The sequence below is a fragment of the Limnohabitans sp. Hippo4 genome (assembly GCF_003063605.1).
Lineage (GTDB): Bacteria > Pseudomonadota > Gammaproteobacteria > Burkholderiales > Burkholderiaceae_C > Limnohabitans_A.
Map to the genome: position 1 here is coordinate 250582 of NZ_NESE01000001.1, position 26824 is coordinate 277405.

Annotated in this window: 24 protein-coding genes; 11 read left to right on the forward strand and 13 right to left on the reverse strand. The window is 53.5% G+C overall.

Annotated elements, in window-relative coordinates:
• Position 1 precedes the first annotated feature (1 nt).
• From B9Z46_RS01095 to B9Z46_RS01105, 3 genes are read right to left on the reverse strand one after another with little or no spacing between them, the layout of a single operon-like run.
• Positions 2-940 (reverse strand): ABC transporter permease, encoded by a 939-nt coding sequence (locus B9Z46_RS01095; RefSeq protein WP_055360677.1) that lies wholly within the window; start codon positions 938-940, stop codon positions 2-4.
• Entirely contained in the window at positions 906-1865 is a 960-nt protein-coding gene (locus B9Z46_RS01100) for an ABC transporter permease (RefSeq protein WP_055360676.1), read from the reverse strand. The genes B9Z46_RS01095 and B9Z46_RS01100 overlap by 35 nt, the downstream gene beginning before the upstream one ends.
• 10 nt (positions 1866-1875) lie before the next feature.
• Complete coding sequence (locus B9Z46_RS01105) at positions 1876-3663, reverse strand: peptide ABC transporter substrate-binding protein (protein ID WP_108254237.1); 1788 nt, start codon at positions 3661-3663, stop codon at positions 1876-1878.
• A gap of 133 nt (positions 3664-3796) precedes the next feature.
• Here B9Z46_RS01105 and B9Z46_RS01110 point away from each other — a divergent pair, with 133 nt between their 5' ends.
• On the forward strand, positions 3797-4978 hold the full coding sequence (locus tag B9Z46_RS01110) for a succinylglutamate desuccinylase/aspartoacylase family protein (protein ID WP_108254238.1): 1182 nt from the start codon (positions 3797-3799) through the stop codon (positions 4976-4978).
• Positions 4979-4982: 4 nt separating this feature from the next.
• Here B9Z46_RS01110 and B9Z46_RS01115 read toward each other — a convergent pair whose 3' ends face one another.
• The 3 genes from B9Z46_RS01115 to B9Z46_RS01125 all read right to left on the reverse strand — a co-directional run bounded on the left by B9Z46_RS01115 (position 4983) and on the right by B9Z46_RS01125 (position 8161).
• Positions 4983-5489, reverse strand: a complete 507-nt coding sequence (locus tag B9Z46_RS01115; RefSeq protein ID WP_108254239.1) for a DUF1993 family protein — start codon at positions 5487-5489, stop codon at positions 4983-4985.
• Positions 5490-5552: 63 nt separating this feature from the next.
• Positions 5553-6740, reverse strand: a complete 1188-nt coding sequence (locus B9Z46_RS01120) for a M20 aminoacylase family protein (protein ID WP_108254240.1) — start codon at positions 6738-6740, stop codon at positions 5553-5555.
• Positions 6741-6760: 20 nt separating this feature from the next.
• Complete coding sequence (locus B9Z46_RS01125) at positions 6761-8161, reverse strand: M20 family metallopeptidase (RefSeq protein ID WP_055360671.1); 1401 nt, start codon at positions 8159-8161, stop codon at positions 6761-6763.
• Between the two features lie 184 nt (positions 8162-8345).
• Between B9Z46_RS01125 and B9Z46_RS01130 the strand changes: the two genes are divergently transcribed.
• On the forward strand, positions 8346-8876 hold the full coding sequence (locus B9Z46_RS01130; protein WP_108254241.1) for a cupin domain-containing protein: 531 nt from the start codon (positions 8346-8348) through the stop codon (positions 8874-8876).
• Position 8877: 1 nt separating this feature from the next.
• On the opposite strand, the gene B9Z46_RS01135 is transcribed toward B9Z46_RS01130, so the two are convergent.
• Entirely contained in the window at positions 8878-9819 is a 942-nt protein-coding gene (locus tag B9Z46_RS01135; RefSeq protein ID WP_231717721.1) for a tripartite tricarboxylate transporter substrate binding protein, read from the reverse strand.
• Between the two features lie 241 nt (positions 9820-10060).
• Here B9Z46_RS01135 and selD point away from each other — a divergent pair, with 241 nt between their 5' ends.
• The 6 genes from selD to B9Z46_RS01165 all read left to right on the forward strand — a co-directional run bounded on the left by selD (position 10061) and on the right by B9Z46_RS01165 (position 15786).
• Entirely contained in the window at positions 10061-11134 is a 1074-nt protein-coding gene (gene selD / locus B9Z46_RS01140) for a selenide, water dikinase SelD (RefSeq protein WP_055360668.1), read from the forward strand.
• A complete protein-coding gene (gene mnmH, locus B9Z46_RS01145) occupies positions 11131-12207 on the forward strand; it encodes a tRNA 2-selenouridine(34) synthase MnmH (RefSeq protein WP_055360667.1) in 1077 nt (358 codons plus the stop codon). Before selD ends, mnmH begins: the two co-directional genes overlap by 4 nt.
• A gap of 22 nt (positions 12208-12229) precedes the next feature.
• Positions 12230-12763, forward strand: coding sequence for a TlpA disulfide reductase family protein (locus tag B9Z46_RS01150; protein WP_055360666.1), 534 nt, complete (start codon positions 12230-12232; stop codon positions 12761-12763).
• Between the two features lie 136 nt (positions 12764-12899).
• Positions 12900-14024: a transglutaminase-like domain-containing protein gene (locus B9Z46_RS01155; protein ID WP_108254242.1), complete on the forward strand. Its 1125-nt coding sequence runs from the start codon at positions 12900-12902 to the stop codon at positions 14022-14024.
• A 150-nt stretch (positions 14025-14174) separates the two neighbouring features.
• Positions 14175-14405, forward strand: coding sequence for a hypothetical protein (locus B9Z46_RS01160; RefSeq protein WP_055360664.1), 231 nt, complete (start codon positions 14175-14177; stop codon positions 14403-14405).
• A gap of 163 nt (positions 14406-14568) precedes the next feature.
• A complete protein-coding gene (locus B9Z46_RS01165; RefSeq protein WP_055360663.1) occupies positions 14569-15786 on the forward strand; it encodes an MFS transporter in 1218 nt (405 codons plus the stop codon).
• A 6-nt stretch (positions 15787-15792) separates the two neighbouring features.
• On the opposite strand, the gene B9Z46_RS01170 is transcribed toward B9Z46_RS01165, so the two are convergent.
• Positions 15793-17115, reverse strand: a complete 1323-nt coding sequence (locus B9Z46_RS01170) for a sulfatase (protein ID WP_055360662.1) — start codon at positions 17113-17115, stop codon at positions 15793-15795.
• Between the two features lie 146 nt (positions 17116-17261).
• Between B9Z46_RS01170 and B9Z46_RS01175 the strand changes: the two genes are divergently transcribed.
• On the forward strand, positions 17262-18239 hold the full coding sequence (locus B9Z46_RS01175; RefSeq protein ID WP_055360661.1) for a tripartite tricarboxylate transporter substrate binding protein: 978 nt from the start codon (positions 17262-17264) through the stop codon (positions 18237-18239).
• 13 nt (positions 18240-18252) lie between these two features.
• On the opposite strand, the gene B9Z46_RS01180 is transcribed toward B9Z46_RS01175, so the two are convergent.
• From B9Z46_RS01180 to B9Z46_RS01190, 3 genes are all read right to left on the reverse strand, one after another.
• Complete coding sequence (locus B9Z46_RS01180) at positions 18253-19242, reverse strand: DUF1775 domain-containing protein (RefSeq protein WP_055360660.1); 990 nt, start codon at positions 19240-19242, stop codon at positions 18253-18255.
• 12 nt (positions 19243-19254) lie between these two features.
• The gene (locus B9Z46_RS01185) at positions 19255-21558 is read right to left on the reverse strand and encodes a TonB-dependent receptor (RefSeq protein WP_055360659.1); all 2304 of its coding nucleotides are present in this window, start codon (positions 21556-21558) and stop codon (positions 19255-19257) included.
• Between the two features lie 136 nt (positions 21559-21694).
• Positions 21695-22075: a DUF2946 family protein gene (locus B9Z46_RS01190; protein WP_108254243.1), complete on the reverse strand. Its 381-nt coding sequence runs from the start codon at positions 22073-22075 to the stop codon at positions 21695-21697.
• Positions 22076-22098: 23 nt separating this feature from the next.
• On the opposite strand from B9Z46_RS01190, the gene purT reads away from it, so the two are divergent.
• Positions 22099-23238 carry a formate-dependent phosphoribosylglycinamide formyltransferase gene (gene purT, locus B9Z46_RS01195; protein WP_108254244.1) on the forward strand — a complete coding sequence of 380 codons (1140 nt, stop codon included), beginning with the start codon at positions 22099-22101 and terminating at the stop codon, positions 23236-23238.
• Between the two features lie 4 nt (positions 23239-23242).
• Here the strand turns inward: purT and B9Z46_RS01200 are convergent, their stop codons facing one another.
• Positions 23243-23878, reverse strand: a complete 636-nt coding sequence (locus B9Z46_RS01200; RefSeq protein WP_108254245.1) for an NAD(P)H-dependent oxidoreductase — start codon at positions 23876-23878, stop codon at positions 23243-23245.
• A 126-nt stretch (positions 23879-24004) separates the two neighbouring features.
• On the opposite strand from B9Z46_RS01200, the gene B9Z46_RS01205 reads away from it, so the two are divergent.
• Positions 24005-25198: an MFS transporter gene (locus B9Z46_RS01205; protein WP_108254246.1), complete on the forward strand. Its 1194-nt coding sequence runs from the start codon at positions 24005-24007 to the stop codon at positions 25196-25198.
• Here the strand turns inward: B9Z46_RS01205 and B9Z46_RS01210 are convergent.
• On the reverse strand, positions 25182-26789 hold the full coding sequence (locus B9Z46_RS01210; protein ID WP_108254247.1) for a GMC family oxidoreductase: 1608 nt from the start codon (positions 26787-26789) through the stop codon (positions 25182-25184). The genes B9Z46_RS01205 and B9Z46_RS01210 overlap by 17 nt on opposite strands.
• Positions 26790-26824 lie beyond the last annotated feature (35 nt).

The window sequence follows — 26824 nt, forward strand, 5'->3', positions numbered from 1 at the left end:
TTTACAGCACACGGCGTGGATCATAGGCATCGCGCAAACCGTCGCCTATGTAATTGATGGTAAGCACAGTGATGAAAATCAGCGCGCCAGGAAATAAAGCCCAATGAACGGCAACGTCCATGTGATCTTTGGCATCAAACAAGATGCGTCCCCATGTGGGAATGTCGGGGGGAAAACCCAAACCTAAAAAAGACAAGGTGGATTCGGCAATGATGGCCGCAGCCACGTCAATGGTGGCCGCCACAATGACCGGCCCCATGGCGTTGGGCAAAATGTGCACGGTCACTTGACGCCACTTGCTGGCACCCAAGGCACGAGCTGCCTCCACAAATTCTTTTTCACGCAAAGTGAGAAACTGCGCACGAACCAAACGCGCCACAGGCATCCAACGCAAACCGCCAATCACGGCGACCACCAAGATGAAAACACCGGCTTCAGGGCCAATCAATTTTTTGAGGGTGTCGTTGAAGAGGTAAAAGATCAACAACAACAAAGGCAATTGAGGCAATGACAAAAACAAATCGGTAACCCACATGAGGAATACATCGACGGGTCCTTTAGACATACCAGCCACCGCGCCAATGACCACCCCAAAAGTGATGGCAATCAGCATGGCCGCCAAGCCAACGGCCAAAGAGATTCGGCCACCATAAAGCATTCGCGCCAAGAGGTCTTGGCCTAAATCATCGGTGCCCAATGGATGATTCCAAGAAGGGCCCTGCATTCGCGCATCAAAGTCAATGGCGTTGATAGGCACTTGCCATACCCAAGGTCCCAACAAAACAGCTAGCACGATGATGCTGAGCACCACCGTGCACAGCACAGCCAATTTGTGACGTTTAAAACGACGCCAAGCTTCTTTGCCTGGTGAGTGAACTACTGCTTTGGGCCCAGAGGCCTTGGCATCAGTTGAAGGAGATGCGAGGGTCGAGCCAGCCATACAAAATATCTGCCAAAAGATTACACGCAATCACCAACGTGGAGAAAACAAAGGTTACAGCCATCACAACGGGTGTATCGTTGGCCAGCATCGAACTGATGATGAGTGAACCAATGCCAGGAATTCGGAAAATTTGCTCTGTGACAATGGCACCGCCAAAAATGGCGGGCATCTGAAGGGCCACCAAAGTGACAACTGGAATGAGCGCATTGCGCAGCACGTGTTTGGTAATCACCACTTTTTCAGCCAAACCTTTGGAGCGCGCAGTGGTGACGTAATCCAAACGAATCACGTCCAGCACAGCCGAACGAACGTAGCGAGTCCAGGCGCCAGCTTGGAACAAGCCCAGCACTGTGACGGGCATGATCATTTGCTTGAAGTGCTCCCAAAAAAAGTTGACTCCCGTATCAGGTATGTCTGCACGATAAACAAATGGAAGCCAGTCCAGGTGAATGCTGAAGAACAAGATTAGCAAAATACCAGTAAAGAACGTTGGAAGCGAAAAGCCAATGAAGGCCAACGTGCTGGCAACTTGATCAAACAGCGAGTATGGGCGTGTGGCGGCGTAGACGCCGACAGGAATCGCAATGCACAAAGCCAAAATCTGCGACGATCCAATCACCAACAAGGTAACTGGGATGCGCTGCATGATGAGGGTTTCAACGTTGATGCGACTGATGAACGAGTAGCCCCAGTCGCCTTGGACCATGGCGGTTAGCCAGTTCCAGTAGCGAACCAGGAGCGGGTCGTTCAAGCCAAACTTTTCTCGCAAGGCCTCGGCCACTTCGGGTGGGATATTGGGGTTGGAGACCAACTCCGCAAACGGGTCACCCGGCGCCATGGCCAAGACCGTGAACAGCACCAAACTGATGCCCAGCAAGCTGGGCACGGCGATCATCAACCGCCGCAGGATGTAACGAAACATAGGGCTTTGATTAAGATTTGTACCAGTCTTTCAACAGCCACAAGTCGTTGTCCCAACCGGACAAAGGAGCTACCAAGTTTCTAACGAGACCCGCTGTTCGGGGACGATAGACCAGCGGAATGATAGCGATGTCATTGACAGGCATGTCGTTCATCTTCACAAACATGTCTGCACGCTTGACAGGGTCCATTTCTGATTGGGCAGCCAAGTAGATTTTGTCGTACTCGGGGTTGCTGTAACGGGTGGAGTTACGACCCAACCACTTGTTGGCTTTGGTTGCGAACTGCGAAGTCAAGTACTGATTCATGAAAATTTCAGGATCAGGCTGAGGCATGGTGGTCGTGAACATCTGCACGTCTGCAAAGAACTTGGTGTAAGTGTCTGGGTTGGCAGGATCAGATGAGAAGTAAACCGATGCAGGCACCGATTTCAATTCAAAATCAATACCGGCTTTTTGCGCAGCTTGCTTGATGATTTGCTGTGTCTTTTGGCGAGGACCGTTGATGGAGGTGGAGAACACCAACTTCAACTTCTTGCCACCTTTTTCACGAATACCATCAGGGCCCTTTTTCCAGCCTGCGTCTTCCAACACCTGAGCTGCTTTTTCAACGTTGTATTCAAACTTGGTGTTTTTAGACACAAAGCGTTGAGGGTTGTTCAAGAAGTTGGAGGTGGCAATTCCTGTTCGACCGTAAATGTACTTTTGGACACCCGCACGGTCGACCACCAAGCTGATGGCTTGGCGCACGGCAAATTCGGACAAGATGGGGTGCTTGGACTTGGCGTGAGCGCGCTCACCCTCAATTTCCGTCCAAGGATCGGCCATGTTCAGTTGGATGAATTCGATGTTGCCACCTGGCGTGATGGTGGTTCTGCCTTTGCCACCTTGTTCAAGGCGCAATAACAACTCGTCTTCGACTTGCAAGTTCCAAGCGTAGTCGTATTCACCTGTTTGCAGCACAGCGCGCGCTGCAGAAACGGCGTCACCACCACCCTTCATCTCAATGCTGTCGAAATAAGGACGGTTGGGTTCATGGTAATCGTTGTTGATCACACCACGCAGCATGTCACCAGGTTTGAAGTCGGTGAATTTGTAAGGACCAGTGCCAACGGGCTTCAAGTTGGCAGGCGCATCACGCGAAGCGCTACCTTTATAAGATTCAAAGATGTGCTTGGGAATGATCATGCCAGCAGCGCTGACAAAAGGATCGGCCCAGAAAGGCGATGCCTTGGTATATTCAACTTTAACCGTATGGGAGTCAACTTTAGTGACTTTGACGTCAGCATAAGAGCCCCGTGTGTATGCTGAAGTGGCAACATCTGCTGCATAGGCTGCCGTAAACACCACGTCGTCTGCTGTGAAGGGTTTGCCATCGTGCCACAACACATTCTTTTTAAGCTTCCATGTGATGGTTTTGCCATCTTTTGAAACACCACCGTTGGCGGCTGAAGGAACCTCGGCAGCCAAAATTGGCACCATGTTGCCATCGTGATCCCAAGCGCCCAGTGGTTCGTAAAAAATACGCGAGCCTTCTTGGTCTTTGGTACCGCTGGCAAAGTGAGGTTGCAGCAAAGTGGCACCTTGCCACCACAGCAACTTCAAAGGACCGCCACCGCCACGCTTGGTAGGTTTGTAAGTCGAGGCTGTTTGAGCTTGTGCCAAGCCAGAGGTCAAGAGCATTTGAGCGGCCATTGGCACGGTCAAACCGACACCCACCATTTGGCGGATGAATTGCTTGCGGGTCACTGAATTGTCTCGGACCTGGTCGATTAGACCGCGAATTTCGCTCTCGTTCATCTTGCTCTCCTGAAATAAAAAATGAGATGTTTGATAACAAATCGGACACTAACTCTAATCTATAAATTCAACATTAGGGTTTTGCTTTAGACGGAATCGACATAAACTAATTTCTTTCCAACAAAGGATTGACATGGCCATCAAAAAACGATCAGTTCAACTGCCCAGCATGACGCCCGGTACGCACCGCACTGTTTCTGTGCTCAGCTTTGGTAAATCTGGTGCACGTCCCAAGGTGTACATGCAAGCCGCCATTCATGCCAATGAGATGCCTGGCACCATGGCACTTCACTATTTGATGCCCATGCTGGCCGAAGCCGACAAAAAGGGCTTGATCAAAGGTGAAATCATTTTGGTGCCAACCGTGAATCCTATTGGACAGTCACAGTTGGTAGGCAATTCTCATGCCGGCCGTTACAACCACCTCAGCAACGAAAACTTCAATCGCAATTGGATTGATGTCTCTGAAGGTGTGGCCGAAAAAGTTTGGAAAAAAATTGGCAGTGATCCCCATGCCAACGTCAAGATGATTCGCAAGGCCGCGCTGGAAACCCTCAACGCCATGAAGCCTGCCAACGAATTGCAAACCCTGCGGGTTGAAATGCAAAAACTCAGCACAGATGCCGACTACGTGCTCGATTTGCACTGCGACATTTATGCGGCATTGCACTTGTTCACGGCGCGCAATGATTGGGTCAAAGACCGCCACGGCCCCTTGGACAATCAAGGTGCCGTGCAAGCCTTGGCAGCCGACTTGGGCGTTGAGGCCACCATGTACAACGACCCCTACCCTAGCACCCTCACCTTTTCGGGTGTCAACAGCGCCTTGTGGGCACGCTTGCAAGACAAGTTCCCTGATGCGGCCATTCCGCAAGCCTGTATGTCGGTCACTTTAGAAATGCGCAGCCAACACGATGTCAGCGATGCCCTTGGCAAATCCGATGCAAGCAACTTGTACCGCTGGTTGGTTCGCCAAGGCGTGGTGGGCGGCAAAGCAGCCCCCCTCAAAAAGATGAAATCAGCGCCAGCCCCCATCAGCGGCATGGATGTGGGCTACAGCGCCGGCACAGGCTTCTTGGTGTTCCATGTCAAACCTGGCGCCAAAGTTAAAAAGGGTCAACCCATTTGCGATGTGATCGACCCCGCCAACCCTCACGGCCCCAAAGGTCGAACCACTTACAAGAGCGCCACCGACGGCATTGTGTTCTCGCGCCGCTTGGATGGCTATCTGTCGTGGCCAGGCCAAGTGATGTACCGCATCTCGGGACCTAAGCCCTTGGCACACCGCATTGGCATGTCGGGCTTGGACGATTGAAGGCTTAGATTTTGCCGAGGTAATCGGCCTTGCCAATTTCCACGCCACTGGCGCGCAGCATGCTGTACGTGGTGGTGGTGTGGAAGTACAAATTGGGCAAACCGTGGCCCAACAAAAACTGCATGCCCTTGTAGTGCGTCTCTTTGTCGCCGCGCTTCACGATGATGTCTTTGTCTTCGGTACCGTCGATTTGCTCGGCCTTGAAGGTTTCTAAAAAGGCAATGGTTTTGGCAATGCGCGCTTGCAAATCCTTTAAATCTTTTTCGGTGTCTTCGTGTGCCGGAATCTCCACACCGGCCAATCGTGCAACCAAACCTTTGCTCACATCGCAGGCAATTTGAACTTGTCGGCTAAGCGGAAACATGTCAGGGTAAAGACGCATCGTGGCAAACACCACAGGGTCAATTTTTTTGGCTTCCGCATGAGCCTGCGCTTTGCCCAAAAGGTGCGACAAATTGGTCAAGCCATTGATCAAACGTGGCACGCTGGCTTGGTACATTGAAATCGTCATAGAGTCTCCGTTGAAAAAATATTAAAAAGTCGCCATGAGAAGTGCATCGCTCAAATAATCAGTTCAAGCAGCATCTAAAAATCGTTCGACAAGGCGCGTCCAATAGGCCGCCCCGTAAGACAGGTTTTGATCGTTGAAGTCGTACTTGGGGTTGTGCAGCAAAGCGCTGTCGGTGCCATTGCCCAAGCGCAAAAAGCAACCAGGCTTGTGCTGCAAATAATACGCAAAATCTTCACTGCCGGTCACGGGGCCAAAAGGCGAGACCACCTTGTCTTCACCCACCAACTCCACGGCAACTTGACGCGCAAATTCCGTTTCTGCAACAGAGTTGATCACCACGGGATAACCGCGCTCGTAAATGATCTCCACCTCACCGCCAAACGATGCCACCTGCGCAGTGACCAGATCTTTGATGCGTTGCTCCAAACGTTCGCGAACTTCAGGACTGAAGGATCGAATGCTCATCGACAAACTGGCGGTATCGGGAATGACATTGGAGACACTGCCGGCATGCGCCGTGCCGATGGTCACCACCGAAGTTTGCAAGGGGTCGATGTTGCGCGACACCACCGTTTGCAAACTCATGATCAAACTGCCCATGATGACCACGGGGTCCACCGTCTGATGCGGTCTGGCGGCATGGCCGCCCTTGCCTTTGACTTTGATGTAGCAGGTATCAGAAGCGGACATGAAAGCGCCAGCACCAAACATGAACGTACCCACCTCCACGCCAGGATGGTTGTGAATGCCAAAAATGGCATCGCAAGGAAAGCGCTCAAACAAGCCATCTGCAATCATTTGCTGGGCACCGCTGTCCTTGCCTGCTTCTTCCGCAGGTTGAAACACCAAGTGGACTGTGCCTTTGAAATTTTTGGTTTTGGCCAACTGTTGTGCAGCGCCCAACAACATCGCCGTATGGCCATCGTGGCCACAGGCATGCATGGTGCCAGGGTGTTCGCTGGCGTAGGGCTTTTGCGTTTCTTCTTGAATGGGCAAGGCGTCCATGTCTGCCCGTAAAGCAATGGCCTTGCCTTCTCCGTTCTTCAATGAGGCGACCAAGCCGTGCCCCCCCACATTGCGGGTGACCTTGTAGCCCCATCCTTCCAACTGATCGGCCACCCATTGAGCGGTTGATTTTTCTTGAAAAGACAGTTCAGGAAAACGGTGCAAATGTCGACGCGCTTCACTCAAGGATTCTTGAGCTCCCACAAGGTCTGACAGTTTGCAAAAACAATCGTAACGAGCGTTCATCGTGGTGTCCTTTGAGCGGTTCAAGCCTTGGAGGCAACGTAAGGTGTCTGTGCGGTACCCAAGTCCCAATACAGACCTGTCATCACCTGCAAAGCTTCTTTGAGCAGCTCTGGTGGCAAGTGCTCATTGGGCGCATGCTGAGAACAGCCTGGATAAGAATGGGGCACCCAAATGGTTTTCAAGCCCAACACGTCGGTGAAGATGTCATTGGGCAAAGATCCGCCCAAATTGGGCAAGATGGCCGGTTTTTTCTGGGTGGTGCTTTGCAAGGAGTTTGCAGCCCAGGTGACCCAGGCGTCATCGGGGTCAATGCGCGTTGCCTTGAAAATTTCGTCGCGGGCGGCCGCAATTTGCACATAGCCAAAGCCATGACTGTCCAAGTGTCTGCGCAAAGCGCCCAAGATGTCTGAGCTGTCGATGCCCACCACAAAGCGCAACTGGCATGTCGCCTTGGCTCTGGGCGGAATGGCATTCACGGGGTTTTCGGGGTTGCCTGTTTTGAATGCCAGCACTTCAAACGAGCACCAACCAAAGACTCGCTCTGCGGGGCTTAAGCCAGGTTGTCCCCAATCGGGTTCAATTTGAGGGCCATTGGGCCCGCCGTCAACTTCGCAATCAGCCAACACCCGGCGCACGGCATCTGGCAAAGCCTTAGGGCGCCATTCCGGTACTTTGATCTCGCCATGGTCTGTCACCAAGCTGGCAATGGCATGGGCCAATTGAATACCGGGATTGGAGATCAAGCCGCCCCAATTGCCTGAGTGATGCGCCCCCGAACGCGATTCAATGCTCAGCTCAAAATTGATACTGCCTCTGGAGCCTAGAAAGATGGTGGGACGTTCCGCTCGCAAACGTGGCCCGTCTGATGCAATCAGCAAATCGGCTTTGAGCAAGTCGGCGTGTTCTGCACAAACCTCCTTCAGGCCAGGTGAGCCCGTCTCCTCGCCCATCTCGATGATGAATTTGGCATTGAAGCCCAAGTGGCCTCGCTCTGCCAAAACACAGGCCATGGCTTGCAGGTTGACCGAGTGTTGGCCCTTGTTATCGGCAATACCGCGGCCATACCAACGGCCCTCCAATTCGGTCAAGTCCCAAGGCGTCACGCCTTCACGCCACTCGGTCTCGAGGCCGCGTATGACATCGCCATGGCCATAGCCCAGAACCGTGGGCAACTGGGCCCCCTCGATGCGCTGTGCAAACAAAAATGGCGCCTTGGCTTTGGAATGCTCTATCAAGCGGCACTCAAACCCCATGGCTTCAAGCGCTGGTCGAATTTCCTCTTGCAAGTAAGCTGGCAACTCAGCCGCTCTGGCGGGGTTTTGACTCTCTGTAGGACGCTGAATGCGGCGTTGAAGGGTCGCCTTGAAAGATCCGTCGTCAAATGCGGTGGTTGCACGTTGCAGGGCTGCCTGTCGGGTCATGGTGATCTGTGATGGACTGCTAAAAACATCAGACTACCTCAATTTGAACAACTGAGAATCCAGAGGCTGTACAAACACGCAACACTTGAAGCAAAATTGAGCCAAATTCTCACACCACAAGTCACAACAATTGGTTATTCAACCTATAGTTGAATAACAAGTAGTTTAAAAACAGGTAGTTTATATGAGCCATCATCATCACGACGATCAAAAACCCCATTCCCACGGCCATTCTGATGAACATGAGCACAGCCATGCACCATGGAAACATAACGGCGTGCGTGTGGTGCCCGGCAATCAATTGGACGGCAATGTACCCTCCACACCCGGTATGGACCGAAAAGCCGCGATCAATTTCGCGCGCGTGGGCGCTGAAAAGTTGTGGGCCGGCACAGTCACCATCCACGCCAACGCCAAAACTGGCGCCCACCATCACGGCCATTTAGAGAGTGTGATTTACGTCATCAAGGGCCGTGCACGCATGCGCTGGGGCGACCAACTGGAATTCACAGCAGAAGCAGGACCTGGTGACTTCATTTATGTGCCACCCTACGTGCCGCACCAAGAAATCAACGCCAGCCCCACTGAAGTTTTGGAATGCGTTTTATGCCGAAGCGATGGCCAAGCTGTGTCCATCAACCTGGACATCGAGCCCGTCGAAAAACCAGAGCAAGTTTTGTGGATCGACCCCACACACCCCAGCGGCGGTGTTTGAATCAATCCAATTTGGCGCCTGAATCCTTGACGATCTTGGCCCAACGCACCAAATCGCTTTTCACAATTTGGGCCAATTGATCCCCAGTGCCTTTGAAAGGCTCGCAGCCCAAGGTGGCCAAACGGTCTTGAACGTCTTTGGCATCCAAAGCTTTGGCCACATCGTTTTGAATTTGGAGCAAGATATTTTTAGGCGTGCCCGCAGGCGCAAACATGCCATACCAAGGCGTCGCACCAAACCCTGGCACCGTCTCCCCAATGGTGGGTGAATCGGGCAAGGCTGCCAAGCGTTTTTCATTCACAACGCCCAACACTTTGAGCTTTCCGGCGCGAATGAAGGCGATCGATGAAGGCATGCTTTGGACAGACAATGGCACTTGTCCACCTACCACATCGGTGGCCGCTGCAGCTGCTGCTTTGTAGGGAATGTGCAGCAATTGAATATCGGTCGCCTTCTGAAGCATTTCCCCAATCAAATGGTTCAAAGTGCCATTGCCCGCAGACGCAATAGACAAGGTGCCTGGCTTTGATTTGGCCAAGGCAATCAGCTCGGCCACATTATTGGCAGGCAAGGCAGGGTTGGCCACCAACACATAGCCCGCTTTGGCCAGAGGCGCCACAGGATCGAAGTCTTTGACGGAGTCAAAACCCGTTTTGGCGTACAAAAATGGATTGATTACCTGCGCACTGTCTGCATTGACCAGCAAGGTGTAGCCGTCGTTTTTGGCTTTGGCCGTATAGGCAGTGCCCACATTGCCACCTGCTCCCGGGCGATTCTCCACAATGACAGACTGCCCCCACTGCTCTGACAACTTTTGCGCCACAACCCTGGCAATCGCATCGTTGGCACCGCCAGCAGCTTGGGGCACCACCAATGTCACTTGGCGAGAAGGAAACTTTTCATCGGCATGGCTGATGCCTGTGAGGCAGATGGCCAGCGCCATCAACGTTGATTTCAAGGGGGTCAACAGCTTGTTTTGCATGGCACTTCACCTTACGTTTGGGTACTCACATGCGGCATCTCGGTGCACCGACACTGTGCTGAAGACCATTGTTCCGAGAAAACGAGCGAACTCCAAGTCGGGTTTGCCATAATCAAGCGCATCGAATGGCTTACAGCCTAAGCTCAAAGACTTTTCAAAGACTTCTCAAAACCGTCTCAACGACCCCTTACTGACTGTCAGCATGACCCAAGATTTCAAAGCCAGCCCTCGTTTGACCAGCCTGTCTCATGGCGGGGGTTGCGGCTGCAAAATTGCACCCGGCGTTTTGAGCGAAATTCTGCGCTCCACGACAGCCATGCCCTTGCCTCCCGAATTGCTGGTGGGCATTGAAACGGCTGACGATGCCGCCGTTTACAAGCTGAACGACAGCCAAGCCCTTGTGGCCACCACCGACTTCTTCATGCCCATCGTCGACGACCCCTTTGAGTTTGGTCGCATTGCAGCCACCAACGCCATCTCCGATGTGTACGCCATGGGCGCACAACCGATCATGGCCTTGGCCCTGGTGGGCATGCCTGTCAATGTGCTGCCATTGAGCGTGATTGGCCAAATTTTGGACGGCGGACAAAGCGTTTGCAGAGCTGCAGGCATTCCGATTGCTGGCGGACACACGATTGACTCAGTTGAACCTATTTATGGCTTGGTCGCTTTGGGCCTGGCCCACCCCGATCACATCAAGCGCAATGCCGATGCCAAAGTGGGTGATGTGCTGGTCTTGGGCAAACCGATTGGCGTGGGAATTTTGTCTGCCGCTCTCAAAAAAGAAATGCTGCCAGACGAAGGCTACAAAGCCATGATCGACAACACCACAAAGCTCAATACAGCGGGCCCCGACCTGGCCAAACTCAAAGGCGTTCATGCCTTGACCGACATCACTGGCTTTGGCTTGGCAGGCCACTTACTGGAAATGGCGCGCGGTGCCAAATGCACTGTTCAATTAGATTGGGACAAAGTGCCATTGCTGCCAGGCGTTAAAGCATTGGCTGCGCAAGCTTGCATCACTGGAGCATCCGGTCGCAACTGGCAAGGGTACGGTGCTGAAGTGGCACTGCCCGCCAACTTTGCGTCGGTCGACCAAAGCTTGATCACCGACCCCCAAACCAGTGGTGGCTTGTTGGTCTCTTGCGCGCCGACTGAAGTGGCCAACGTCATGGCCACATTCAAAGCGCATGGTTTTGATCATGCCGCGGTGATCGGTCAAATCTGCGCGCCAGAATCACATGCCTTGCGCGTCACACAGGCAGGTGCTGCGTGAGCGTTCATCCCGTCAGCGCGCAAGAAGCCATGTTGCGCATGGCCACACCCATTGGCACGCCCGGTGGTTACAGTGCCATCATCGATGCACGCACCGAAGATGAGTTTGCGCTTGACCATTTGCCGGGTGCCGTGAACTGGCCCTCACTGGACAACGAACAGCGCATCACCATTGGTACCTTGTACAAACAAGTGAACCCGTTCGAAGCCAAGAAACGTGGCGCCGCATTGGTGGCTGCCAACATTGCAAAACACATTGAGCGCCATGTGATTGACCTGCCACGCGATTGGCAACCCTTGGTGTACTGCTGGCGCGGCGGCAAACGCAGTGGCTCTCTGGCGTTAATTTTGGGCCAAATTGGTTTCAAAGTGTCCATCATTGAGGGTGGCTACAAAGCATTTCGCAGCCAAGTGATAGAGGCCATCCCGCCCTTGGCGCAGCGGCTTCAGTGGCGCGTTATCTGCGGCCCAACGGGCGCTGGCAAAACACGCTTGTTGCACTGCTTGCGCGAGCAAGGTGCACAGGTTTTGGACTTAGAAGGTTTGGCAAATCACCGAAGTTCCGTTCTGGGAATCATTCCAGGCCAAGCACAGCCCAGTCAAAAACACTTTGATACCTTGCTCTGGAACGAGCTTCGCCAATTTGACACACTCAAGCCTGTTTACATTGAATCTGAAAGCCGCAAAGTGGGCAATTTGGCGGTGCCAGAGTCTTTGATCTTGGCGATGCGCGCCAGTCCCTGCTACCAGTTGGAATTGCCCGAGGACGAGCGTGTGCAATTGTTGTTGGAAGACTATGACTTCTTTGTCAAAGACCCCGACTTGTTTTGCAAACGCCTGGATGCGCTGGTGGCCATTCGCGGCAAACAGGTGGTGGACGAATGGCAACGCTTGATCCACTTAGGCGAGATCAATACGGTGGTGCGTGAACTCCTCACCACCCATTACGACCCAACCTACTATGCCTCCATGAAACGCAACTTTGACCAAATCGACCAAGCCCAAGTCATCGCTGCGCCCGATCGTTCGCATCAAAGCATGACCGTATTGGCCAAAGCTTTGGCCTTGACTTGAGTTCAAGCAAAAAAGCTTCCTCATGCAACGCTCTGCGTCTTTCATCATGTTGTACAAAGTCATTCTGAATTTGCTTTTGGCTGGGTTTTTATCAAACCTGAATTTCGCCTATGCACAGTATGAAAAAACACCCTGGACTGGCACCCCCAAACTACTGAGTGGCGCTTTCAAAGACAGCTCGGGCCAAGCTGTGACTGCAGAATCGCTGAAGGGCAAAAAGGTGGTCATGAACTTTTGGGCCACATGGTGTGCACCTTGCAAAGAAGAGCTGCCCACTTTGCAAGTGTTCTCTGATTTGCAAGATCCCAGCAAAACAGTCATCCTCACGGTCAACGTGAAAGAGCCGCCTAGCCGTGCTTTGCGCTTCATGCAAAACAACCAAATCACCCTGCCCTTGATTCCCGATCCCCAAGGCGAATGGGCCAAACACTTTGGCGTCAAAGTCTTTCCCACCACCCTGCTGGTGGCACCGTCTGGGCAAATACAGTGGCGCATTGTGGGTGAAGTGGATTGGTCAGCTCAAACGCCGCAATCTTGGCTCGATAGCCTGCGATAATCAGAAGGTTGCGAAACGCTTTTGTGGCGCAATGACCTGCCTTCGGGGCATTGTCTGAAATTGCGCGAGATGCTGTCGTGCAAGACACAGGCTCTTATGTGCCGACAGGTCTAACCTTCATTTCGGAGATCTCTTAATGACCCCCGCTCGTCGCTCCCTCCTTCAGGGCGCTGCGTCCCTTGGCGCACTCTCCTTGGCGCCTTGGTCCACAGCAACCGCACAAACAGCGCAAACTGCTGCTCGCACGTTCTCACCACAGCCTGGTGACTGGCGCACCTTTGAAGTTACCACCCGCGTGGACATTCCCAAAGCCAACGGCGTCACACGCGTTTGGTTGCCAGTGCCCAGTGTCAACTCATCTTGGCAAAAATCAGAAGCTAGTTCATTCACCAGCAACGGCATCACCCGCATGCGCAGCGATGGTTTGCAAGGTGTGCAATTTTTATACGCAGAGTTTGCCGCCAACATCGAAAAGCCTTACGTCGAAATCACCAGCCGTGTTCAAACGCAAAGTCGTGCACCGATTGCAAAAGGTCAAGCGGCCGCTCCAGCAGAGGACGCCGCAACACTGCAGTACTTCACACGCGCAACGCACTTGCTGCCGACTGACGGCATTGTGAAAACAACGGCGCAAAAAGCCATTCAAGGTGCTAGCACCGATCTCGAAAAAGTTCGCGCCATCTACGATTGGGTGGTCGCCAATGCATGGCGCGAACCCAAAGTTAGGGGTTGTGGCGAAGGCGATATCAAAACCATGCTGGAAACAGGCAACTTGGGCGGCAAGTGTGCCGACATCAACGCGCTCTTTGTGGGCTTGTGCCGCTCTGTGGGAATTCCTGCACGCGATGTTTACGGCATTCGCTTGGTGCCCTCGGCCTTTGGTTACAAAGAACTCTCAGGCAATCCGGCCAGCCTCAAAGGTGCGCAGCACTGCCGCGCGGAAGCCTATGTCAAAGGACAGGGCTGGATGGCCATGGACCCTGCCGATGTGGCCAAGGTGATGCGACTTGAAACGGCCGAATGGCTCAAATCCACTGACCACCCCGTGGTCAAGCCTGTTTACAACACCTTGTTTGGTGGCTGGGAAGGCAACTGGATGGCCTACAACACGGCGCACGATTTGACATTGCCCCAAAGCAAAGGCGATCGCATTGGTTTCTTCATGTACCCCACTGCAGAAAATGACGAAGGTCGTTTTGACTCCTACGCACCTGATGATTTCAAATATCAAATCACGGCCAAAGAGTTGAAAGCGACTTAAGCCTCACGGCAAAGTGCGCCGATATCAACGCCGATACATGTTGAAAGTTGACAAAAATAATTAAATATTTCAGTCAACAAGCGTGTCTTCCCTGCCGTTGAATGATCACTCCCGATCGGTGGAGTTTTCAAACAACATGAAGGAAACATCATGACTAAACTTCTCGCAACATTGATCATTGGCGCATTCTCTGCCGCAGCATTTGCAACCACACCTGCCACGCCTGCAGCGCCCGCAACACCTGCTGCTCCCGTCAAAGCGGAAGCCAAAGTAGATGCCAAGGCTGTCGCTAAAACAGAAGTCAAAGCTGAAGCAAAACCTGAAGCCAAGAAAGCAGACAAAGCAGCCAAAGAAGTTGCCAAAGACGCCGCCAAGAAATAATCATTTCATCGGCATGAACCTTCATTGAGCGGCTGCTCAATGAGACCTCCACAGAGCCCTCTTCAACAGGGGCTCTGTTTCTGTTTGAGGCGCACAAAAGTCATGCACGGCAGAAAAACGGATAATCGAATAAGATAACCCGTCTTTTCCATTCGAAGTTTGTATGTCTTTATTCCCCAGCATGAACCACCGCGGTGTGTGGTTCACCACCCTCATGGCTTCGGCTATCCTCATGATCACCATGGGTACGCGTCAGTCGATGGGGCTTTACGTGGGGCCACTCAACACGGACACCGGTTTGGGCATTGTCACCATCAGCCTGGCCATGGCCGTTGCACAATTTGTCTGGGGCGCCATTCAACCCTTTGCAGGTGCATTGGCCGACAAGTATGGCCCGCGTCCTGTCTTGCTTTATGGCTTGTTGATCTTGGTCATCGGATCAGCCCTGACGCCCTTCGTCACCAGCGGCCTCGGCTTGATCTTGACGCTGGGCATCCTCACAGCCATAGGCTCTGGCGCATGCAGCTTTTCAGTTTTACTGGGTGCCGCAGCACAACGCATGCCCACAGAGTCACGCGGCGTGGCATCAGGCATCATCAATGCAGGTGGCTCCTTTGGCCAGTTCGTCTTTGCGCCCATCATTCAAAAGCTCATTCAATGGATTGGGTGGATGGGTTCAATGTGGTCCATGGCCGCTGTGGCTTTGCTGGCCATTCCTCTGTTGAACCGCTTAACTAGCGAGACACACGCACCCGCCAAAGCACCCGACCCCGAGGGTGGACTTAAAAAGGCTGTGCAAGACGCACTGAAATCACCCAGCTATTTGCTTTTGCACCTTGGTTTTTTCACTTGTGGCTTTCACATTGCATTCCTGGTAACGCATTTACCCACTGAAGTGGGTCTGTGCGGCTTGAGTCCAACTGTGGCCAGTTGGTCCTTGGCCATCATTGGACTGGCCAACATTGCCGGCAGTTTGTTCGCAGGCTCTTGCATCAATGCCTATCGCAGCAAATACATTTTGGCCATCATGTACAGCTCGCGTGCCGTTTTCGTGTTGCTGTATCTGCTCGCCCCCAAAACCGATTGGACTTTTTATGTCTTCGCCGTGGGTCTGGGCTTTACTTGGTTGGCCACGGTACCCCCCACAGCGTCATTGGTGGGCAAACTCTTTGGGGTTCGCTACTTGGCCACGCTGTTTGGTCTTACCTTGCTGTCACACCAAGTGGGTGGATTCCTTGGCGCCTATCTTGGCGGCTTGGCCCTCACCATGAATGGCGACTACCAGTGGATGTGGTATGCCGACATTGCCCTGTCTGCGATGGCCGGCGTGATCAACTTGCCCATCAAAGAAGCTCCCATCGCCAAATTGCAAGCGGCTTAAACGGCTTTACCGCTGCGGCATGTCTTTGGTAGAGAAGCCCAAGCTGATGGTGGCATCTTCTGGAATGGGTGGCATGGTGTCATGCCATGCTTCCCACTGCGCTTTCATGGCCGCCAATCGATCAGGCTCTTGCTTGGCCAAATTGGCGCGCTCCCGGGCATCTTGAACGATGTTGAACAGATAGTCGGTGCCGTCCACACGCAAATACTTCCAATCACCTGCGCGCAAAGCACGTTGACCTCGGTGATTCATGCGCCAGTACATGGGGCGATCGAATGTGGCATCGGGCGACTTCAGAATGGGTGCCAAAGAAACCCCATCAAATGGATACTCTGGGTGGGCATGGCCACCGCCCAGCTCAACCATCGTGGCTGACCAGTCCATGGTCATGCAGTGCTGATCCGTGATACGGCCTGGCTGCACTATGCCTTGAGGCCAGTGCGCAATCCATGGCACGCGAATGCCCCCTTCTGTCAGGTCCATTTTGCCGCCCACCAAGGGCCAGTTGTCGCTGAAACGTTCACCACCGTTGTCACTGGTGAACACAATCAAGGTGTTGTCGAGTTGTCCTGCTTCCTTGAGCGCATCCACCACCCAACCAATGCCCTCGTCCATGTGGTGAATCATGCGATGGTAGGTGTGAATGTTGCCACCTTGCAAATGGAAAATATTGTCCTTGATGCGATCGGCCAAGGCATGGTCTTCACGCGTCTCCCAAGGCCAATGCGGGGCGGTGTAGTGCATGCTCAAGAAAAAGGGCTGATCGGGCGTGGCCGTCATGCGCTTCACAAAGTCGACGGATTTGCGAGAAATTAAATCAGTCAAATAGCCTTCGTGGGGCTGCGTTTCTTCACCCACCCACAAATCATGATCACCTGTTGAGGCGCAATGTGTAAAGTAATCGACACCGCCAGCCATCGGTCCAAAAAATTCGTCATAGCCTGAGCGCAAGGGACCAAACGCAGGCGGATATCCCAGGTGCCACTTGCCAATCAAGGCGGTGCGATAGCCCTGCGCTTTGAGCAAGGACGGCAAGGTGGGATGGCTGGTGGGCAAGCCCAAGGTGGTACTGGTTTTGGCTTTGCTGTTGATGGGCTCTTCTGCGGCGCCGCGCAAGCGGTATTGGTACCGAGCAGTCATCAAACCAAACCGCGTAGGCGAACACACGGGTGAATTGGAATAACCATCGCTAAAGCGAAGGCCATTGGCCGCCAATGCGTCAATGACAGGCGAGACTTTGCCGAACTTGGCATCCCGGCCGCCATAACATCCCAAATCGGCAAAACCCAAGTCATCGGCCACGATGAAGATGATGTTCGGACGCTGCATGATTTTTTCCTACTCAAGCAAAAGAGAGATTTTCACACGGTTCTGCCCTCTCATGGTTGTACCCGTTGACAAGGGTTTTCTGCCTTTTAAACTGAATTCAAACGCTCATCCAAGAGCCACCTTCACAACCGCACATTGGACACCTCATGAAAATTCGCACCAGTTTTTGGCTTGCTTGCCTGGCTTGTCTAGCTTGGACAGGCCTGGCCTTGAATGCCAACGCACAATCGTTTCCACAAAAGAGCATTCAAGTGGTGGTGCCCGTCGCCGCAGGTGGCGGCACTGATTTGTTGGCGCGCAATTTAAGTCAGCGCGTCAGTGAAATTCTGGGGCAGCCTTTGGTGGTCGACAACAAGCTAGGTGCAGGCGGCAACATTGGCGTGGAGTACGTCATGAAATCCAAACCCGATGGCTACACCCTCTTGGTGAGCCCCGCTACCATTGCCACCAACGTGGCCGTCTATCGCAAACTTCCTTACGACCTGATCAAAGACCTGCAGGCCATTACCTTGATCGGTCAAACCGGCGTGGTACTGGTCGTGCACCCATCCGTCAAAGTCAACAACCTCAAAGAATTCATTGAATTGATGAAGGCCAAAAACGGCGACATGAATTACGGCTCAGCGGGCATGGGCAGTCCGCAGCACTTGCAGGCTGAGTTCTTCAACCAGTTGGTGGGCCTGAAGTCCAATCACATTCCCTACAAGGGCCAAGCCCAAGCCATGAACGATTTGATTGGCGGCCAATTGCAATACATGTTCAGCCCCATACAAAATGCCTTGCCTCAAATTCAGCAAGGCCGCCTGAAAGCGTTGGCGGTGGCCTCTGCAACGCGACACAAAGCCATGCCACAAGTGCCGACCCTCAATGAACAAGGCTACCAAGGCGTGGAACTCACCAATTGGTTTGCGGTCTATGCCCCCATCAACACGCCGCCCGCCGTTGTGAAAAAACTCAACGCCGCTTTCATTCAAGCGGGTAAGGAGCCCAAGATGAAAGAGAAGCTGGACACACTCGGCTTCGAAAGCTTTTTCACCACTTCTGAAGAGGCCACCGATTTCATGCGCTCAGAAATTGTTCGGTGGGCCCGGGTGGCTGCATACGCAGGCATCAAGGCCGAGTGAGTCCCTTGGCCATTCAATGGTGATGCTGATGCCCGCCAGCTGCGGGTGCGCCTGCCGCAGGCATTGAAGGCATGGCGGCGTCCAGCGTCAGATCAATCTGAAACTTGGCGCCCTTGCCGTCCTGAAACTTCAGCGTGACAGGCACTTTGGCGCCCTTTTCTAAAGGTGACTTCAAGTCCATCAACATCAAATGAAAGCCACCCGGCTTTAACTCAACCACCTTACCGGCTGGCAAATCCAAAAAGGGAATGGGTGCCATTTTCATGACGTTGCCTTCCATTTTCATTTCATGAATTTCAGCCACGCCAGCAATGGGCGTGCTGACGCTCAAGAGCTTGCTGTTTTCTTTGGCCACCAACTTCAAGAATGCACCCGTGGCTTTTTGACCCGTGACAGTAGGCCTCACCCAAGCGTCCGAGACGGCGACATTGGCGTTGCCCGCAGGGGCTCCTGCCGTGCCTTCCGCTTTCAAAGTCAGCAAGGCCGCAGGGTATTTCATGCCCTTTGTCGATGTGCCTGTTGCAGGAATCTCGGCCCAATCGTTCTGACCTTTCTCGCAAGTTTGCAAAACACGCAACCACACAGGACCGGCCTTTTCAGGCAATTTGGTCATGAAGGCGAACTCGTCCGAAGTGCCATCTGGCAATGAGGCCTCCTTGCTGCTGGCAACCCATTCCAACTCCACCAAATCCTCTGTCACTGTTTTGCCCTGACTTTGGTAAGGCTCTGCCAATTTGCCTTTCTTCATTTTGATCACCCAACCATTCTTGGGCTGGGCTTTGAAGGCTTCAAAACCAGAGGGAACATAAACTTTGACGCCCGTGGTGGCCGAGCCCTCGCAGCCATGGCCAATGCGCACAGCCCCTTTGTAGTAACTGCCTGCCAAAGCGGATGGCTCGGTGAGCACTGCGTGCGCATGAACGCTGGTTGGCAAGGCAACTGTTGCTAGCGTAGCAGCGCCAAAAAACGCAATTTTGTGAGAGATGTTCGAAAAGTGTGTCATGTTGTTCTAGCCTTATTGGATGTCGTATTTAATTTCAGCGTGCAAGGTACGCTGTGTGTAAGGATGGAAATTCCAGTACTTGTCGTTGTTGAGATTATCGATGCCCACGGCCAGGCTTGTTTGCGCATCGTATTTGTAACGAAGGCGTGCATCCACCGTGAAGAATTTGCTCACACCCATGTAGGTGAAACCATTGACATCGGCATTGTTCAGCGTACGGTACTGCGGGCCACTGTAACGTGCTGCCAAGGTACCGGTCCAAGCAGGCGACATGCGATACGTGGCCACAGCCGTGGCACGCCAACGCGGAATGTTCGGCTGCTGTTTACCCAAAGTGTCACCCGCAACAGCCACAAAGCCAGCGTTCTCTTTGATGATGGAGTCGGTGTAGGTGGCACTGCCCGCCAGGTCCAAGCCTTGGAGGCCCAGATCTTTCGCAGTCATCGATGTTTCTAAACCTTGCGTTGCAATGCGGCCTACATTTTGAACGCGTGAGATGCTGGCATTGGCAACAGGGTCAAAGATGCTCTGGGAGAACAAACCGTCATGCGTAGACTCTTGGAAATAAGTCAATCGCCAGTTGGCTTTTTGCCATTCTTTTTCGTAGCTGAGTTCGGTCGTCAATGTACGCTCTGGCTTCAAAGCAGGGTCATTGATATAGCGCGAGTTGGTGGTAGAAGTTGCACCATACAACTCAAACACCGTGGGCATGCGAACAGCACGGCCCGCAGATGCTTTGATGACGCTGTCGGGCGTTAGTTGAAAGGCCAAGGCCGCTTTAGGCGACACAAAATTTTCTTCGCGATTGGCCCAAACTTGGTTGTAGCCGTTGGCCGCAATCTGCGTTGTGCCTTTGCTGGCACGCCAAGTTTCTGAGCGCAAGCCCAACACACTCGTCCAACCCGGAGCTATGCGCCATGTGTCTTGCGCGTAGAGGCTTTGAGTTTGTGTTTGTCCGCACACAAAACTCGACTTGGCACCGGCTGCATCGGTGGTCCAATTGACAGCGATGTTGGAGGTCAAATAGTTCAATGTGTAATTGTCTGATTGGTAACCGAAGTCAAGCACATGCGCGCCCTTCAAGCCCATGGGGCGCCATGTACCTCGCAAGGCCAAGTTGTTCCAACCTGTACCGGCGCCATCGGCCAATGTGCCAGCGCCACCCGTTAACGCAGATGGCAAGGTGGCCGTGGCTGCGTTCTGACGTTTTTGATCTTTGTTGTAATCGTACAAGCTGCCCGCAATTTCCCAATCAAATTCGCCCTTGGTGTTGGACTTCAAAGACACGCCATGCATAAAGTGGGTGATGCTTTCGTTGGTGAGCGGAAAGTCACCACCCGTGAGCGCTGCATATTGCTTGCTATTGATCACAATGGGTCCACTGGTCACAGGTGCGCCCGTCGCTGCATTGGTGAGGTAAGACACAGGGCGGCCTTCAGAAAAGTTTTGCCAAGTGCCCAAGGTGTAAGTGGCGCGCAAAGTACTTGAAACGTCGTAGGCCACTTTGATCTTGGCGTGGTCTTGTTGGGTGCTGTATTGCGTGCCGAAACCAATGTAGTAGATGTCTGCATTGGCCGTATTTTTATCGGCCAACCAGCCGTTGACTGCCACGCCATTGGTGGGCGTTGTGCCTGTACTCACGGTGCGTGTGGCAAAGGTCAAAGGCTGACCGGAACTGTTGGTGTGATTCAGGTTAATGAACCATGACCAGTCGCCATTTTTATTCCCCATCGATGCACTCGATTGCCATGCACGGTAACGCGTATCAGTGTTGTACAACTGAAAGCCTTGGTTTGAATAACCCACTTTGACATGCGCTTCAAAACTTGTTGGCATGCGCGTTACAAAGTCCACCACCGCACCCACCGAGTTGCCAGGATACGCGGCAGAAAACGGGCCGTACATCACATCCACGCGCTCAATTTCTTCAGGCGTGACCATGCCCCAACGCGGTGGGAAACTCAGGCCACTGATGCTGTTGCCCAAGTAATTGGACAGCAAGATGCCGTCCGCATAGACCGCTGATCGTGCGGGATTGCCCGTACCCGAAGCGCGGCTGGACAAAATGGCGTGGTTGTAATCGCCTTCATAGCGCTTGCGGACCAGCAAGCTTGGGAAATACTTCAATGCATCTTCACTGTCCGTGGCATTGATTTTCTCTTGCACTTCAGAGCCCTTGATGCTTTCCATCGTGGTGGGAATGTGCGTTGGCAACGACGAAGGACGACCTGATTTAATGGTCACCACGCCCACTTCTTTCACGGGCTGCTGTTCTTGGGCCATCACGGCGCTTGAAAAGGCCACAGACAAAGCCATGACCAGAGGTTTCACCTCAAATCTTGATACTGAATTCACTTTGAATTTCCAAAAAATAAACAAGGCGATGCACAACCCCTTGGGGGTGTACAGCCAACAAAGTCAACGCATGCGCGCGTTGATCCGTGGGTTGATTTCAGGAAATAGAAGGCGGGCCGCGTGACGGCAGAGGGGGCGCCGTGACCGACGCAATGTGCGCTGCGGCAAGCGGCCGGAGGGCATGCGCTAAAGCGCTGGGTTTTTCAAATGCCAGGGAATCAGTGTTCAGTGGGATGACAACGGCCGCACACAAGGGGCAGTCCATGCTGGTACTGGCCTGTGTGTCTGTCCCCTCTTCACCCACGGCCACCATTTTCATGCCGCCCATGCTGCTACACACCATTTGCGTCTCTGTGGGGTGCACGATGGGCGCGGCAATGGCCGCACCAATGAACAAAGCAAACCACACCAGCACCAGGCGGGCGATGAATTTGTGGGTTTGCGAGTTGAACATGTGGCGTATTATCGCTGAAGCCATTCCATCCTTCAGCTTCTCGCATTATGAAAAAAATACTCCTTTTGGGCTCAGGCGAACTGGGCAAAGAATTCGTCATCAGTGCCCAACGTTTGGGCTGCCATGTCATTGCCTGTGACAGTTATGCCGGCGCACCCGCCATGCAAGTGGCCGATGAATGTGAAGTGTTCAGCATGCTGGACGAAGCGCCCTTGCGCGCCGCCATTGCCAAACACCAACCCGATTTGATCGTGCCCGAGATTGAAGCCATCCGCACCGAGGTGTTGTTGGACGTTGAAAAAGAAGGCTTCGAGGTGATCCCCAGTGCACGCGCAGCCAACCTCACCATGAACCGCGATCGCATTCGCGATGTGGCGGTGGGTTTAGGCGTTCGCACGGCCAAATTCAACTACGCCGAATCCAGTGAAGAACTGCTTGCTCAGGCCAAAGCCATTGGTTTTCCGGTGGTCATCAAACCTGTCATGAGTTCATCGGGCAAGGGGCAAAGCGTTGCCAAAACCGAAGCCGACATTCAAGCCAGCTGGGACTATGCGTGCGCCGGCATGCGCGGTGATCGCAAAAAAGTCATCGTCGAAGAGTTCATCAACTTTGAGTTTGAAATCACCCTCCTCACCATTCGGCAACGCAATGGCCAAACTTTGTTCTGCCCGCCCATTGGCCATGTGCAAGAACGCGGTGATTACCAATACAGCTGGCAACCACAGGCCATGGCGCCTGATTATTTAAAAGCAGCCCAAGAGATGGCCGAAAAAGTCACCGCAGATTTAGGCGGTACCGGCTTGTTTGGTGTGGAGTTTTTTGTCACCGCCAAAGAAGTCATCTTCAGCGAACTGAGCCCTCGTCCGCATGACACTGGCATGGTGACCATGATCAGCCAAAACCTGAGTGAATTTGATTTGCACGCTCGCGCAGTGTTGGGATTGCCCATTCCTGTGATTGAGTGCGTGGAAGGTGCAAGTGCCGTGGTGCTGGCCGACCGTGAAGGCAAGAACCCAAGTTACGCGGGTGTGTCGGCTGCTTTGCAAGAACCCGGCGTCGATGTCCGCATTTTCGGTAAACCGACCACGCGTCCTTTTAGGCGCATGGCGGTGGCCTTGGCCAAGGGCGATCAAGCCTTAGAGCGCGCTCGCGCAGCAGCCTCCAAAATCAGCGTGCACGTGTCTTAAGGATTTACTTCACTTCAGTGATGAACTTGTCGTTGGTGCGACGCACCTTCTTCATGTTGACCAACCAGTCTTTGTCGGCTTCGCGGTAGCCCAAAGGCAAGATAACTGTGCTGCGCAATCCACGTGCAGCCAAGCCCAAGATTTCATCCACAGCAGCGGGATTGAAACCTTCCATGGGCGTCGCGTCGACTTCTTGCTCGGCTGCAGCGATCAAGGCTGTGCCCAAGGCAATGTAAGACTGCTTGGCGGCGTGTTGGAAGTTCACTTCGGGGCCTTTGGCTGGATAGTTGGCCAGTAACATCTTGCGATAGTTCTCAGCACCTTCGTTCACAAAGCCGCGCACTTCATTGTTGTAGTCAAACATCATGTTGATGCGCTCGGCGGTGTAATCATTCCAAGCGGCAAACACCAAGAGGTGTGAACCTTCTGTGATTTGCGCTTGGTTGTTGGCAGCCGCTTGAATCTTGGCGCGAATTTCAGGGTTGGTCACCACGAACACTTCGTAAGGTTGCAGACCACTGGAAGTGGCTGTCAGGCGAATGGCTTCCAAAATGCGTTGCACTTTGGCTTCAGACACGGACTTGGTAGGGTCCATTTTTTTGGTGGCATAACGCCAGTTCAGGGCTTGCAGCAAATCCATTTGGGAATGTCCATCTAAATAAAAACAAGGCTTGAGTTTAAACGCCTTGGTGCATTTATTCAGGCGCAACGCGATTAAGTCTCACATGTGCCCAAACGGCTCGATTCGAACAGTTAGGATTGGCGCATGTCCAATTGGCTCCCTCTTCTCGCTACGCTGTCCATTCAAGCCATGGTGGCCATGGCCCTGCTCACCCTGCCGGTGATGGCCCCTGTGGCCGCCAAATCCTTGAGTGTGTCGCCTGCGCTGGTGGGCGTCTACGTGGCCATCACCTACGCGGGCGCTATGTTTGCCAGCCTGACCTCGGGCACCACTGTCAGCAGGCTGGGACCCATCAGGGTGAGTCAATGGGGCCTGATGCTTTGTGCCACAGGCCTATGTCTGTGCGCTGTACCTTGGTTGCCCGCCATTGGCTTAGGTGCCCTCATGATTGGGTTGGGCTATGGGCCCATCACACCGGCCAGCTCGCAAATTTTGGCCAGGACCACACCGCCTTCCCAAATGGCTTTGGTGTTTTCAATCAAACAAACTGGCGTGCCCGTGGGCGCCATGTTGGCCGGCGCCATCGTGCCCTCCCTCATGCTGTGCATCGATTGGCAATGGAGCTTGGTGGTGGTGGCTTTGGCTTGCGTGGTGAGTGCCGTCATGTCGCAACCCATGCGAGAAGGCATGGACGATCTGCGGCAACCGCAACTGCCATTTCAAATGGGCACCCTCACCACGCCCCTGCGCATGGTGCTGGGTCATCGCGCACTGAGCACCATGGCTGCGTGCTCTTTCATGTTCTCCATGGTGCAAATGTCCTTGACCACCTATTTGGTCACCTATCTGCACGATGACTTGGCCTATGGCATGGTCAGTGCAGGTTTGCTCTTGTCTGTGACGCAAATGGGCGGCATTGGTGGGCGGATTGCATGGGGTGTGGTGGCCGATCGTTGGATGGGGGCTCAAAAAACATTGGCCTTGTTGGCGTGCTTGATGGCTTTGAGCGCACTGGCAACCGCATTGCTATTGCCCATCATGCCCGTTTGGGGCATTTGGGCCATCTTGTTGGTGTTTGGTGCATCGGCCATTGGTTGGAACGGGGTGTACTTGGCCGAAGTGGCCAGACAAGCCCCTGAGGGCAAGGCCAGTGTGGCCACAGGCGGCACCCTCGCCTTTACGTTTTTGGGCGTGGTGATTGGCCCGCCCCTGTTTGGCGCTTTGTCCTCTGCTTTTGGCACCTACCGTGCAGGCTTCTTGGCCTTGGTGGTGACTTCCAGCTTGTGCGCTTGGGTGCTTTACCGGTTAAAGCCTAGTGCGGTTATGCCTGCGCCCTAATAAAGTCGACACCCTTTTCTGCAATCATGATGGTGGGCGCATTGGTATTGCCCGAAACCAAATGCGGCATAACCGACGCATCGATCACACGCAGGCTCTGAAGGCCATGCACGCGCAACTCTGAATCAACCACCGCCAAGGGGTCATGGGCTGGGCCCATTTTGCAAGTGCCCACAGGGTGATATTCGGTATCGGAGTGATCTCTTAAAAAGTTTTCAACCTGCGCTGGATTGTTGGCGTCAAAGGGGTAAAGCATTTCACCTCGGTAGGCAGCCAAGCCTTCAGATTGCATGATGCGCAAGCCCATTTGGGTGGCCGACATCATGGTCTGCAAATCTTCTTTTTCTTTAAAGAAGGCCGGATCGATCAAGGGCTTGTCCATGGGATCACGGCTGGCCAAGGTGACACTGCCACGGCTTTTGGGTCGCATCAAGGTGACATGCAAAGTGTAGCCATGGCCCCAATGCATTTTGCGGGCGTGATCGTCCACAATGCCGGTGCACAGAGCCAATTGAATGTTGGGGTAATCGGTGTTGCCCTCGGTCGACACAAAGCCTTGCGTCTCGGACACATTGGAAGTGATCCAGCCTGTGCGTTTGTCACGCCACTCCAGCATGGCCTTGATCATGTTCCAAGTGCCCTTCAAAGAAAATCCCATGGCGTCGTTGATTTTGTGCGTTTTGTAAATCAACACCGTGGTGACATGGTCTTGTAAATTCTGACCCACGCCTGGCAACTCGTGCACCAACGGAATGCCCATGTCTTGCAGATGCAATGCAGGCCCAATGCCAGACAACATCAGCAACTGCGGTGTGCCAAACGCACCGCCCGACAAAACAACTTCTTTGCGCGCACGCACTTCATGTGACACGCCATTGACCATGTAGCGAACACCCACCGCACGCTTGCCTTCCATCATCACTTGCGTGGCATGTGCATGCGAGATGACGTGCAAATTATCTTGATGGCGATGCGGATCGAGGTAAGCCCTTGCGGCATTCCAACGCTCGCCGCCCTTTTGTGTCACCTGGCCTGGCGACACCCCAAATTGACGCTCGCCGTTGTAGTCTGGATTGAAAGGAATGCCTTGCTCTTGGCAGGCTTGGATGAAAGCTTGGTTGACAGGACTGGGGCTGCGCAAATAACTGACGTTCAAGGGCCCGCCAACACCGCGGTAGTCATTGGCACCAAAGCATTCATTGTTCTCTGATTTTTTAAAGTACGGCAAGACATCTTGGTACGACCATCCCGAATTGCCTAAGGCCGACCAATTGTTGTAGTCGTGCGCATTGCCACGGGTGTACACCATGGCATTGACCGAAGAACTTCCGCCCATCACTTTGCCGCGTGGCTGAAATCCTTTGCGGCCCTTAAAGCCGGCTTGTGGAATGGTGTTGTAACCCCAGCTGTTGATGTTCAAGGATGCAGTGGCCGCAAAGCCCAAAGGCGCACGCACAAACACAGAATCGTCGGGCCCTCCGGCTTCCAGCACGCACACTGTCAGCTTCGCATCTTCACTCAGCCGGCCTGCCACACAGCAGCCCGCTGAACCACCGCCCACCACCACATAATCAAATTCGGATTGCGACATGAGATGCCCTTTTGCGTGTTAATCATTCAGGTGAA